Raw genomic sequence first — 12363 nt, forward strand, 5'->3', positions numbered from 1 at the left:
CGGATCACCACTGGAGAATCCATGAATCTGCGCATCCTGACCGTTGGTGTCGCCATCTCCCTGCTCGCCGCCTGCGGTGGCAAGCAAGAGGGCGCCAAGACGCCGGAAGGCGGCGAGGCCAAGGTCCTCAACGTCTACAACTACTCCGACTACATCGCCGAGGACACCATCCCGAACTTCGAGAAGGCGACCGGCGTGAAGGTCACCTACGACGTGTTCGACAGCGATGAGATGGTCGAGACCAAGTTGCTGACCGGCAACAGCGGTTACGACATCGTGGTGCCGACGCTGAACTTCTTCGGTCGCCAGATCCAGGCCGGCGTGTTCCTGCCGCTGGACAAGAGCAAGATCCCGAACCTGGCCAACCTCGACCCGTCGGTGATGCAGCGCATCGCCGGCCAGGACCCGGAGAACAAGTTCGGCGTGCCGTACATGATGGGCACCACCGGCATCGGCTACAACGTGGCCAAGCTCAAGGAACGCTTCGGCGGCAGCACCGACGTGGCCAACAGCTGGGACCTGATCTTCAAGCCGGAGAACATCTCCAAGATGAAGGACTGCGGCGTGACGCTGCTGGACACGCCGGCCGACCTTATCCCGATCGCGCTGCATTACCTGGGCGAAGACCCGCACAGCGCCGACCCGGCGGTGATCCAGAAGGCCGCCGACCTGCTCAAGTCGATCCGCCCGTACGTGCAGAACTTCCATTCCTCGCAGCTGGTCGGTGCGCTGGCCAATGGCAGCACCTGCCTGGTGGTGGGCTGGTCCGGTGACATCATCCAGGCCCGCGACCGCGCCGAGGAAGCCAAGAACGGCGTGGAAGTGGCCTACTCGATCCCGAAGGAAGGCGCCCCGCAGTGGTTCGACATGCTGGCCATCCCGAAGGACGCCCAGCACCCGGAAAACGCCTACGCCTTCATCAACTACCTGCTCGAGCCGCAGGTGGCCGCCAACAACACCAACGTGACCCACTACGCCAACCCGGTGAAGTCGGCCACGCCGCTGGTGGATCCGGCCATCCGTGACGACAAGACCATCTACCCGCCGGAAGACGTGGCGGCCAAGATGTTCACCTATGCGATCAACACGCCGGACACGGACAAGCTGTACACCCGTCTGTGGACCGAGATCAAAACCGGCCGTTGATGCATCCGGAGGCAGCGCGGCCGTCCCCGGCATCGCCGGCGGGGACGCGCTGAAGGCATCCATGCCGATGCCCCGGATCTGGACCAAAGCCTCCCCGGCGCTGCCGGGGAGGCTTTTTTTCATGGGTTTTTCGCAGGATTTCACTTGACGTCCCGCAGCGCTCCCGTACTGTCACGTACGTGATCGCCTGAATGCGATCCGGCCTATCGGATGACAGCCGCGACGAGACCATGAGCGAAGAGCCCCAAGCCCCCTCCGCGTCCTCGAACGACGCACCGCAGGCGCAGGACAAACCCTCGCCCTTGAAGAACCCCAAGGTACGCTGGACGTTGACCGGCATCGGCCTGCTGGTGCTGGTCGCATCGCTCGCTTGGCTGGCGTACTACCTGACCACCGGCAGGTACCTGCAGCAGACCAACAACGCCTACCTGCAGGCCGATGCGGTGGCGGTCGCGCCGCGCATCAACGGCTACGTCACCGAAGTGCTGGTGCAGGACAACCAGTGGGTGAAGGCCGGCGCGCCGCTGGTGAAGATCGACCCGCGCACCTACCGCGCCACGCTGGACCAGGCCGAAGCCGTGATCGCCGTGCGCGAGGCCGACATCGCCGCCGCCAGCGCCGGGGTGGAAGGCAACCAGTCGCAACTGCTGCAGGCACGCACCCAGCTGCGCGCCGCCGAGGCCACGCTGCGCTTCGCACGCGCCGAGGTGGCGCGCTTCGGCCCGTTGGCGGCGTCCGGCGCCGACACCCATGAGCACCTGGAGAGCGTCAAGCACGACCTGGAACGGGCGCAGGCCCAGTACGATGCGGCGCGCGCGCAGATCAGCGGGGCCGAAAGCCAGCTGCAGGCCGGCCAGGCGCAATTGGCCCAGGCGCGCGCGGGGCTGAAGCAGGCCCAGGCCGATGCCGCGCAGGCCGAGGTGGCCTTCGAGGACACCGTGCTGAGCGCGCGCATCGACGGGCGGATCGGCAACAAGACCGCGCAGGTGGGCCAGTTCGTCGGTGCCGGCACGCGGTTGATGACGGTGGTGCCGCTGCAGTCGCTGTACCTGTCGGCCAACTTCAAGGAAACCCAGTTGGGGCGGATGCGACCGGGCCAGCCGGCGCGGATCGAGGTGGACGCGCTGCCGGGCACGACGCTGCACGGCACCGTGGAGAGCATCTCGCCGGGCACCGGCTCGCAGTTCGCGCTGCTGCCGCCGCAGAACGCCACCGGCAACTTCACCAAGGTGGTGCAGCGCATCCCGGTGCGGATCCGGATCGAGGCCGATGCACGGACACGCACGATCCTGGTGCCCGGCATGTCGGTGGAGGTCACCGTGGACACGCGTGAGGACAGCGCCAACACGCCGTCCGGGGACGCCGCCGCGCGATGAGCACCGCTGCCGCCAGCGCGGTGCCACAGAAGGCCGATGCCAGCGCCTGGCTGGCGGTGGCCGCCGGCACCATCGGCTCGTTCATGGCGACGCTGGACATCTCCATCGTCAACGCGGCGCTGCCGACCATCCAGGGCGAGGTCGGCGCCAGTGGCACCGAGGGCACGTGGATCTCGACCTCGTTCCTGGTCTCGGAGATCGTGATGATCCCGCTGACCGGCTGGTTCGTGCGCACGCTGGGCCTGCGCACCTTCCTGCTGATCTGCGCCTCGCTGTTCACCGCGTTCTCGGTGATGTGCGGCCTGTCGAGCACGCTGGACATGATGATCCTCGGCCGCATCGGCCAGGGCTTCACCGGCGGTGCGCTGATTCCCACCGCCTTGACCATCGTGGCCACGCGGTTGCCACCGGCACAGCAGACGCTGGGCACGGCGCTGTTCGGCATGACCGTGATCCTGGGGCCGATCATCGGCCCGTTGCTGGGCGGCTGGCTGACCGAGAACGTCAGCTGGCATTACGCCTTCTTCATCAACGTGCCGATCTGCGCCGGACTGATCGCGCTGCTGCTGCTCGGCCTGCCGCACGAGACGTCGAACTGGGGTGGCCTGCTGCGCGCGGACTGGCTGGGCATCCTCGGCATGACCGCCGGCCTGGGCGCGTTGACCGTGGTGCTGGAGGACGGCCAGCGCGAGCGCTGGTTCGAATCGGAGTTCATCCTGATCCTGAGCCTGGTCTCGCTGGTGGGCTTCGCGCTGCTGGCGTTGTCGCAGTTCCTCAGCGACGAGCCGGTGATCCGACTGCGGATCCTGTTCCAGCGCAGCTTCGGCGCGGTGTTCGTGATGGTCGGCGCGGTCGGCATGATCCTGTTCGGGGTGATGTACATGATCCCGCAGTTCCTGGCGGTGATCGCCGGCTACAACACCGAGCAGGCCGGCTATGTGCTGTTGCTGGGCGGCGTGCCGACGGTGCTGCTGATGCCATTCATGCCGAAGATGCTGGAGACCATCGATGTGCGGGTGATGGTGATGGGCGGCATGCTGTGCTTCGCTGCGGCATGCTTCATCAACCTCGGCTTGACCCCGGACAGCGTGGGCATGCATTTCGTCATCGGCCAGCTGCTGCAGGGCTGTGGGCTGGCGCTGGCGATGATGGCGCTGAATCAGGCCGCGATCACCTCGGTGCCGCGCGCGCTGGCCTCCGATGCCTCGGGCTTGTTCAACGCGGCGCGCAACCTGGGTGGCTCGATCGGCCTGGCCATCATCTCCACCTTCCAGGAGCGGCGCGTCAGTTTCCATATCGATGCCATCGGCAGCGCCACCACGGCCAACTCGCCGCTGGCGCAGGACTACCTGCAGGCCCTGGGCGGACAGACGGGCGATGCGACGCAGGCCGCCGCGCTGCTGGTACAACAGGTGCAGCAGCAGGCGCTGGTGATGGCCTACAACGACCTGTTCTGGATCTTCGGCATCATCGTGGTGGCGACGCTGCCGCTGGTGTTCCTGCTCAAGCCCCTGCCCAAGGGCGTTCCTCTGGCGATGCACTGATGGCACGACACGTCTCCCGTTCCCTGTTGCCGATCTCCCTCGGCCTGGCCCTGCCGCTGACGCTGGCCGGCTGCATGCTCGGCCCCGACCATGTGCGCCCCGAGGTCGCCCAAGGCGCCGTCGCCCAGCCGGCCCTGCCGCGCGCTGCCGATGCCGGGGTGATGCCGGCCACGCCCCCCAGCCAATGGTGGCGGCAGCTCGACGACCCGGTGCTGGACCAGTTGATCGACGATGCCCTGCGCAACAGTCCGAACCTGCGTGCCGCGCAGGCCAGGCTGCTGGCCTCGCGTGGCCTGCAGCGGCAGCGCCGGGCCGAACAGCTGCCCAGCGTCGGCGCGGTGGCCGGCTACACCCGCATCAACCCGCCCGACGTGCTGGTGGACGACGTGCGCCAGGTTGGTGAATCCGCCGCGCGCGTGGCCGAGAGCAATGGCCGTCCCCAGGAGGCGGCGCAGCTGCGCGATGAGTTCTCGAGGATCGACCTGGATACCAGCCTGTACATCGCCGGCGTCGATGCGAGCTGGGAGCTGGACCTGTTCGGCCGCAAGCGCCGTGCCGCGCAGGAAGCGGCGGCCAGGGCCGATGCCGACGCCGCGGCGCTGGCCGATGCGCAGGTGCAGCTGGCCGCGGAAGTGGCCCAGGTCTACCTGGGCTACCGCGGCAGCCGCCAGCGCATCGCGCTGGCCGAGCACAACGCCACGGCGGCGGCCGACGCACTGGCCCTGACCCGGCAGCGCCGCGCGCGCGGCGTGGATTCGGACCTGCACGTGGAGCGTGCCAGCGTGCAGCTGGAGCAGCAGCAGGCCCAGCTGGCGCCACTGCGTGCGCAGGCCACCGAAGCGCGCGACCAGTTGGCATTGATGACCGGCCGTGAGCCGGGCGCGCTGGACGCCACGCTGGCCGAGGATCGGCCGATGCCGTCGTTGCCGGCGGAGGTGAAGGTGGACGATGCGGCGGCGCTGATCCGGCGCCGGCCGGACATCCGCAAGGCCGAAGGCGAGCTGGCGGCATCTTCGGCGCAGATCGGCCAGGCCCTGTCGGCGTACTTCCCGCAGGTGAACCTGCTGGGCACGATCGGCATGGGGGCGTCATCGCTGTCGGATTTCAACAGTGACTCGGCCGCGAGCGTGGTGATGCCGTTCCTGCGCTGGTCGGTGTTCGATTTCGGCGTGAACAAGGCCCGCGTGGCACAGGCCCGTGCCGGTCACCAGGCCCGCCTGGCCGCCTACGAGGGCACGGTGCTGGCGGCCCTGCAGGATGCCAACAGTGCCTTGACCCGCTTCGGCGCGGCCCGCGAGCAACTGCTCAAGGCCCGCAACGCCGAGGCCTCGGCCACCCGCTCGGCGGCGTTGATGGCCCAGCGCCGCCAGGCCGGCGCCTCCTCGCAGATCGACCTGCTCGACGTGCAGCGCCAGCAGTTGAGCGCGCAGGACGGTCTGGCCCAGGCCCAGTTGCAGCTGCTGGTGCGCTACGTGGCGCTGCAGAAGAGCCTGGGCCTGGGATGGGAGCAGGCCCCCGAGCCGCGCAGCTGAGGGCGGCTTTTGAAGCGCAATGCCCGCGCAAGGCCCCGTTGCAACGCCCTTCCGGCGCGCGGAGCGCTCGCCCGGCCCCGGGTGGCGACCGGCAAGGGCCGCCCGGCGCCAATCGCCACACCTGGCGGTGTCGCCTGCAAAACCCGGGGGCTACACTACGCGCGTTTTCCACCTGCCCGCTCCCGGAGCCCTACATGCCCGTTGATGCCAAGCCCGACATCAGGAACGATGCCATCGCCCTGAACCGCGAGCCCGGCTACCTGTCCATACGCGACCTGCGCAAGGAATTCGATGGCTTCGTCGCCGTCGATGACGTCAACCTGGACGTGCGCAAGGGCGAGATCTTCGCGTTGCTGGGGGGGTCGGGCAGTGGCAAGTCGACCTTGTTGCGCTGCCTGGCCGGCTTCGAGACCCCGACCAAGGGCAGCATCCTGCTCGACGGCCAGCCGATCACCGCGCTGCCGCCGTACGAGCGGCCGATCAACATGATGTTCCAGTCCTATGCGCTGTTCCCGCACATGACGGTGGAGCAGAACATCGCCTTCGGCCTGAAGCAGGACGGCATGGCCAAGGACGCGATCACCCGCCGTGTCGGCGAAATGCTGGAACTCGTTCAGCTGGAAAAGCTCGGCAAGCGCAAGCCGCACCAGCTCTCCGGCGGCCAGCAGCAGCGCGTGGCGCTGGCCCGTTCGCTGGCCAAGGGGCCCAAGCTGCTGCTGCTGGACGAGCCGATGGGCGCGCTGGACAAGAAACTGCGCTCGAAGATGCAGCTGGAGCTGGTCAACATCATCGAGCAGCTGGGCGTGACCTGCGTGATGGTCACCCATGACCAGGAAGAAGCGATGACCATGGCCACCCGCATCGCGGTGATGGACCAGGGCTGGATCCAGCAGATCGGCAAGCCCGACGACATCTACGAGCAGCCGGCCAACCGCTTCGTGGCCAGCTTCATCGGCTCGGTGAACCTGTTCGAAGGCGTCATCGACGAGGACCTGCCCGAGTACGTCACCGTGCGCACGGCCGATTTCCCGGCGCCGATCTACGTCGGCCATGGCATCACCGGTTATGAAGGCCAGCCGGTCGCCTTCGCGCTGCGCCCGGAGAAGGTGCACATCGCCAAGGACGAACCCGAGGGCGAGACCAACAAGGCGTTCGGGGTGGTCGAGGACATCGCCTATTTCGGCAGCCACTCGGTCTACCACGTGCGCCTGCCCAGCGGCGCCAAGATCCTCTCCAACTTCGCCAACATGAAGCGCTGGGACAGCGACGGCATCACCTGGAACGATGAAGTCTGGGTGTCCTGGGACGACAACGACGGCGTGGTGCTGACCTCATGAGCCAGACGGACAAGAACGCGGCCGGTTGGCGGCGCTGGGTGCCTGGCGTGCGCGCCAGCGTGATCGGCGTGCCGTACCTGTGGCTGTTGCTGTTCTTCGCGATCCCGTTCCTGATCGTGCTGAAGATCTCCTTCTCGAAGATGGCCGTGGCGATGCCGCCCTACACGGCGATCGTCGAGTACGTGGACAACGCGTTCAACGTCAACCTCAACCTGGGCAACTACACGGCGCTGTTCACCGACAGCCAGTACGTGCTGGCCTACCTGAGCTCGATCAAGATCGCGCTGATCTCCACCGTGCTGACGCTGCTGATCGGTTACCCGATGGCCTACGTGATCTCGCGGATGTCGCCGTCGGCGCGCAATATCGCGATGATGCTGGTGGTGTTGCCGTCGTGGACCTCGTTCCTGATCCGCGTCTATGCCTGGATCGGCATCCTCGACAGCAACGGCATCCTCAACCGCTGGCTGATGGCGGCCGGGCTGATCGACACCCCGTTGCAGATCCTCAATACGCCGCTGGCCGCCTACATCGGCATCGTCTACTGCTACCTGCCGTTCATGGTGCTGCCGCTGTACACCAACCTGGTCAAGCTCGACCACCGCCTGCTGGAGGCCGCCTACGACCTGGGCGCCAAGCCATGGCAGGCCTTCCTGAAGATCACCCTGCCGCTGTCGCGCAACGGCATCGTCGCCGGCTTCATGCTGGTGATGATCCCGGCGGTGGGCGAGTTCGTGATCCCGGAAATGCTCGGTGGCCCGGGCACGCTGATGATTGGCCGCGTGTTGTGGAGCGAGTTCTTCACCAACCGCGACTGGCCGCTGGCCTCGGCGGTGGCGGTGGTGATGCTGGTGCTGCTGCTGATCCCGATCCTGATCTTCAACCGTTCCCAGCAGCGTGAGCTGGAAGGGAAGCTGGCATGAGCATGGCGCGGCGCAATTCCTGGTGGGGCTGGCTGGCGCTGCTGTTCGGCTTTGGCTTCCTGTACCTGCCGATCCTGCTGGTGATCATCTACTCGTTCAATTCCTCGCGCCTGGCGACGGTGTGGGTGAGTTTCTCCTTCAGCGCCTACAGCCAGCTGTTCAACGACCGGCAGCTGCTCGACGCGGCGTGGTTGAGCCTGAAGATCGCCTTCTGGACCGCCACTGCGTCCATGGTGGTCGGCACGATGGCGGCGATGGCGATGACCCGCTTCAAGCGCTTCCCGACCAAGACGGTGTTCGGGGCGCTGGTCACCGCGCCGCTGGTGATGCCGGAGGTGATCATCGGCCTGTCGATCCTGCTGATGCTGGTGTCGATGGGCGGGCTGTTCGGCCTGCCGTCGAAGGGCCAGGTGGCGATCTGGATCGCGCATGTCACCTTCACCCTGTCGTTCGTGACGGTGGTGGTCTCCTCGCGCCTGCAGGAGATGGACCGCTCGCTGGAAGAAGCGGCGATGGACCTGGGCGCGAACCGAGTGAAGGTGTTCTTCCTGATCACCTTGCCGATCATCGCCCCGGCCTTGCTGTCCGGCTGGCTGTTGGCCTTCACGCTGTCGCTGGATGACGTGGTGATCGCCAGCTTCATGGCCGGCCCGAGTTCGACCACCTTGCCGATGAAGGTGTTCTCCTCGGTGCGCATGGGCGTGAGCCCGAAGATCAACGCACTGGCCACGGTGATGGTGCTGGCGGTGTCGACGGTGGCCTTCATCGGCTGGTGGATCTCCGCCCGCGCCGAGAAGCGGCGCCAGCGCGACCGGCAGCTGGCGCTGCAGGAAAACGGTTGATCGCCAGGCAGCGGCAACGCCGGGCCACGCCCGGCGCAGGTTTGTCGGTGCGTCCCCGGCGGAGCTGGGCTCCGCGCGCTCAGCCGAACGGTTGATCGATCGACGGGCTCTGCGGCGTCATCAGGGCGGCACCGTCCTCGGTGACGTACAGGATGTCCTCCAGGCGCACACCGAACTGGTCGGGGAGGTAGATGCCGGGTTCGTCGCTGAAAGTCATGCCCGGCTCCAGCACGTGCTGGTTGCCGCGTACCAGGTAATCCCACTCATGCATGTCCAGGCCGATGCCATGGCCAAGGCGATGGCTGAAATAGCGGAAGTCCGGCCCATAGCCGGCATCGCTGATCACCTTGCGCGCGGCGCCGTCCACCGCCGACATGGTCACCCCCGGGCGCGCCACCTTCAGCGCGGCGGTCTGCGCCTGCAGCACGATGTCGAAGATGCGGCGGATCTCGTCGCTGGGCTGGCCCAGCACCACGGTGCGGGTCATGTCGCTGGTGTAGCCATCGGCACGGCAGCCGCCGTCGAAGATGATGGGCGTGCCTTCGACCAGGTGCTGCGGCTTGTCCGAGCCGTGCGGCGAGGCGGTGTACTTGCCGATGTTCACGTCGGCATCGCCCCTCAACCCGGTGCGGGCATAGGCCATCGCCACCAGGCCGCTGATGTCCTGCTCGGTCATGCCGGGCTGCAGGGCCTTCCACACCGCCTCGTACACGGCCAGCGTGTTGGCGTTGGCCAGCTTCATCAGTGCCAGTTCGGCCGGGCTCTTGATCCGGCGGCAGCCGGCGCTGACCGGCCAGGCGTCGACCACCCGCGCCTGCGGCAGCGCGTCCATGATGCCCTTGGCGCGGAAGAACGGCACCGTCTCCTCCATGCCGATGACGCCGGTGGCGTGGCCCATGTCGCGGACCACCCTGGCGACCAGTGCATACGGGTCTTCGTCTTCCTGCCAGCCGCGCACGTCGTTGCCGAGCTTGATCTGCTCCAGCGTGCGGCCGCGCTCGAACTCGGGCGTGACGTAGACCAGCTCGCCCGAGCGCGGCAGCAGCACGCCGGTCAGCCGTTCGCTGTTCCACCAGTGCATGCCGGTGAAGTAGGTCAGCGAGCTGCCGGCACCGATGAACAGCACGTCGATGCCGTGCTGCCCCATAAGTTGCTGGGCGCGCGCCACGCGCGCCATGCGCTCGTCATTGCCGATCGGCACCACCTGCGCGGCGACCGGCTTCAGGGCGCGGATCGACGCCGGCAGGTCGCCGTCACCGGCCGCAGGCGCGGCCTGCGCCATCTGCGACAGCGGCAACGCCGCCGCGCCGACGGCCAGTGAGTTGCGCAGGAAATGACGGCGCGTGCCGTTGAAGGCGGATGGGTTTGCCATGGAGTTCCCCTCGAAGTCCGGATGCAGGAAGCGCGCGACCGGCGGCGTCAAAGCCAGCCGGAGCGCTTGAACAGGCGATACAGCACCACGCACACCGCGCCCACGCCGATCATCAGCAGCGGATAGGCGAAGCGGCCGGCGAGCTCGGGCATGTGGGTGAAGTTCATGCCGTACCAGCTGGTGACCAGCGTGGGCGCGGCCAGCAGGGCCGCCCAGGCACCCAGCTGCTTGACGGTCTCGCCCTGTGCCAGCGTGACCAGCGACAGGTTCACGCTCAACGCCGTGCCCAGCATCTCGCGCAGGGTATCGATGGCGTCGTTGACGCGTGCGGCATGGTCCTGCACATCGCGCAGGTACAGCCGCACTTCCTCGTTGATCAGTTGCGCCTGGTTGCGCTGGAGCTGCGCCAGCGCGTCCTGCAGCGGTGCTACCGCCAGCCGCATTTTGTTGAGTTCGCGCTTGAGCTCGTACAGGCGGATCACCGTGCGCCGCTTGTAGGTCTCGGCGAAGATGTCCTTCTCCAGCGTGTCCAGGGTGTCGCGGAAGCTGTCGGTGATCGGCAGGTAGTTGTCCACCACCGCATCCAGCACCGCGTACAGGCAGAAGGACGGGCCCATCGACAGCAGCCCGCGTTCGCGCTCCAGCCGCGCCCGCACCGGTGCATACGACAGCGAGGCGCCATGGCGCACGGTCAGCAGGAAGCGCGGCCCGAGGAAAGCATGGGTCTCGCCGTAGCGGATGCGCTCGTCCACCACCTGCGCGGTGTGGACCACCACGAACAGCGAGTTGCCATAGGTTTCGATCTTGGGCCGCTGGTGCGCCTTGCGGGTGTCCTCGATGGCCAGCGGGTGCAGGTTGAACTCCTCCTGCACCTTGTCCAGCACGGCATCGCTGGGCTCGTACAGGCCCACCCAGACGAAGCCCTTGCTGTCTTCCTGAAGGACGTCGCTGATGCTGTCCAGGTCGATGGCGCGCAACGCGCCATCTTCGCCATACCAGGTGCAGTTGATGACACAGGCCGGATTGGCCGGTGCCGGAGATGTGATGACCGGTTCCATGCCGGCCATCGTGCCTCAGCGCGCCGGGGCCGCCAAGCGTTGTGGACGCAGCACCCATGCCAACGCCAGGTGCACCGGCAGCAGCAAAACGATCCACTGCACGTTGTACTGCGCCTGCAGCGACAGCCAGTGCACCGGCAGGGCGAGCGCGGCGATGCCGGCCACCAGCCACAGCAGCAGGGTGAACCCGCGCCCCGGGCCACGCCCGCGCAGCAGCATCCAGGCGCCGGGAAGCAGCGCCAGCGCCAGCGGGTTGAGCAGGAACAGGTTGCGGTTGGCCCACGCGGCGTGGTGCTCGCTGAAGCCCCACAGGTAGGTCAGCAATCCGCCGGCGACCGCGCAGAACAGCCAGAACGGCAGCGCGAAGCCGGCCACCAGGCGCGGGCGTCGACGCGCGGCCAGGAGCAGTGCCGCCACTGCCAGCCCGGCCAGCAGCCACGGCCACCAGCGGCGGACCTGCTCCTTGGGTTCGGCGGCCAGGCGCTGCGGAAACAGCGCGTGTTCCTCCAGCACCAGCGGGCGGCCTTCGCTGTTGCGGGCCTCGCGCAGGCTGTCGGCCAGGCGCATCGGTACGAACGCTTCCTCCCAGCGCGACAGCGGCACGTCCGCGCTCGGGCCCAGGCCTAGGTCGAAGCCCAGCCACATCCACGGCGCCGGCGAGGCCAGCCGCACCGACTCGCTGCGGTAGGTGTTGCCGCGCGAACGCCCGGCCAGCTGTGATTTCAAGCCGCCGTTCATGGCCTGGTCCAGGGTGTCGCGGACCATCGTGGCGCAGTTGGCGGTGTAGTAGTCGTAGCGGTAGCGCGCGTTCTCGGGCCTGGCGCGCTCGACCAGGCCGGCCGCCAGCGCGCGGGCCTGGTCCGCTGGCAGGTCCAGCCACTGGATGCTGGCGCCGCGACCGACCTGCTGGTACTGCGACAGGTCTTCTTCCAGCGGCAGGGCCACCAGGTAATACATCATGTGACCGCGCACGAAGTTACCGACGAAGTCCGCCTCGCCCGGGTCGAAGTAGCCGAAGTTGTACGAGGTGGCCTGGCCGGTGACCGGGTCGGCCACCACCAGTGCATCGTGGCCGAAGCGCTCGAAGAAGATCTCGCCCGGTTGCATGGTCACCACGCCGATGCGGGGCACCGGCGGCTCCGCTGCGGGGGGGCTGGTCTGTGCGCCGGCAGCGCCGGCGAACAGCAGCAGGAACAGCAACGCGGATGCGGTCGACAACCGCCGCGGCAACCG

General features: G+C 67.7%; 9 protein-coding genes and 1 pseudogene. 7 read left to right on the top strand and 3 right to left on the bottom strand.

Features of this window, described 5'->3' with window-relative positions:
• Nucleotides 1-21 precede the first annotated feature (21 nt).
• The 7 genes and pseudogenes from VA603_RS02445 to VA603_RS02475 all read left to right on the top strand — a co-directional run bounded on the left by VA603_RS02445 (nt 22) and on the right by VA603_RS02475 (nt 8700).
• A complete protein-coding gene (locus VA603_RS02445) occupies nt 22-1146 on the top strand; it encodes a polyamine ABC transporter substrate-binding protein (protein ID WP_323437834.1) in 1125 nt (374 codons plus the stop codon).
• 287 nt (nt 1147-1433) lie between these two features.
• Nucleotides 1434-2522: pseudogene (locus VA603_RS02450) on the top strand (HlyD family secretion protein); the annotation flags it as partial.
• Nucleotides 2519-4066 carry an MDR family MFS transporter gene (locus tag VA603_RS02455; protein WP_192286299.1) on the top strand — a complete coding sequence of 516 codons (1548 nt, stop codon included), beginning with the start codon at nt 2519-2521 and terminating at the stop codon, nt 4064-4066. The pseudogene VA603_RS02450 and the gene VA603_RS02455, both read left to right, overlap by 4 nt.
• Nucleotides 4066-5598: an efflux transporter outer membrane subunit gene (locus VA603_RS02460; protein WP_323437835.1), complete on the top strand. Its 1533-nt coding sequence runs from the start codon at nt 4066-4068 to the stop codon at nt 5596-5598. Before VA603_RS02455 ends, VA603_RS02460 begins: the two co-directional genes overlap by 1 nt.
• A 194-nt stretch (nt 5599-5792) precedes the next feature.
• Complete coding sequence (locus VA603_RS02465; RefSeq protein WP_132864487.1) at nt 5793-6935, top strand: ABC transporter ATP-binding protein; 1143 nt, start codon at nt 5793-5795, stop codon at nt 6933-6935.
• Nucleotides 6932-7858 carry an ABC transporter permease subunit gene (locus tag VA603_RS02470; protein WP_192286296.1) on the top strand — a complete coding sequence of 309 codons (927 nt, stop codon included), beginning with the start codon at nt 6932-6934 and terminating at the stop codon, nt 7856-7858. The genes VA603_RS02465 and VA603_RS02470 overlap by 4 nt, the downstream gene beginning before the upstream one ends.
• Nucleotides 7855-8700 (top strand): ABC transporter permease subunit, encoded by an 846-nt coding sequence (locus tag VA603_RS02475; RefSeq protein WP_132864485.1) that lies wholly within the window; start codon nt 7855-7857, stop codon nt 8698-8700. Before VA603_RS02470 ends, VA603_RS02475 begins: the two co-directional genes overlap by 4 nt.
• 79 nt (nt 8701-8779) lie before the next feature.
• On the opposite strand, the gene VA603_RS02480 is transcribed toward VA603_RS02475, so the two are convergent.
• Genes VA603_RS02480 through VA603_RS02490 form a run of 3 tightly spaced genes read right to left on the bottom strand, consistent with a single transcriptional unit; the run spans nt 8780 to nt 12348 of the window.
• A complete protein-coding gene (locus VA603_RS02480) occupies nt 8780-10072 on the bottom strand; it encodes a M24 family metallopeptidase (protein WP_323437836.1) in 1293 nt (430 codons plus the stop codon).
• Between the two features lie 47 nt (nt 10073-10119).
• Entirely contained in the window at nt 10120-11139 is a 1020-nt protein-coding gene (locus VA603_RS02485) for a magnesium and cobalt transport protein CorA (RefSeq protein ID WP_132864483.1), read from the bottom strand.
• A 6-nt stretch (nt 11140-11145) separates the two neighbouring features.
• Nucleotides 11146-12348, bottom strand: a complete 1203-nt coding sequence (locus tag VA603_RS02490; protein WP_425603643.1) for a lipoprotein N-acyltransferase Lnb domain-containing protein — start codon at nt 12346-12348, stop codon at nt 11146-11148.
• Nucleotides 12349-12363: the final 15 nt, after the last annotated feature.

It is taken from the genome of Stenotrophomonas capsici (assembly GCF_034961085.1).
In the GTDB taxonomy this organism is placed as follows: Bacteria; Pseudomonadota; Gammaproteobacteria; order Xanthomonadales; family Xanthomonadaceae; genus Stenotrophomonas; species Stenotrophomonas capsici.

What these genes read in the sequence shown, in the direction of transcription:
- VA603_RS02465 (WP_132864487.1), top strand. Translation starts at nt 5,793, where the DNA reads ATGCCCGTTGATGCCAAGCCCGACATCAGGAACGATGCCATCGCCCTG.
- VA603_RS02485 (WP_132864483.1), bottom strand. Translation starts at nt 11,139, where the DNA reads ATGGCCGGCATGGAACCGGTCATCACATCTCCGGCACCGGCCAATCCG.
- VA603_RS02480 (WP_323437836.1), bottom strand. Translation starts at nt 10,072, where the DNA reads ATGGCAAACCCATCCGCCTTCAACGGCACGCGCCGTCATTTCCTGCGC.
- VA603_RS02460 (WP_323437835.1), top strand. Translation starts at nt 4,066, where the DNA reads ATGGCACGACACGTCTCCCGTTCCCTGTTGCCGATCTCCCTCGGCCTG.
- VA603_RS02455 (WP_192286299.1), top strand. Translation starts at nt 2,519, where the DNA reads ATGAGCACCGCTGCCGCCAGCGCGGTGCCACAGAAGGCCGATGCCAGC.
- VA603_RS02445 (WP_323437834.1), top strand. Translation starts at nt 22, where the DNA reads ATGAATCTGCGCATCCTGACCGTTGGTGTCGCCATCTCCCTGCTCGCC.
- VA603_RS02470 (WP_192286296.1), top strand. Translation starts at nt 6,932, where the DNA reads ATGAGCCAGACGGACAAGAACGCGGCCGGTTGGCGGCGCTGGGTGCCT.
- VA603_RS02475 (WP_132864485.1), top strand. Translation starts at nt 7,855, where the DNA reads ATGAGCATGGCGCGGCGCAATTCCTGGTGGGGCTGGCTGGCGCTGCTG.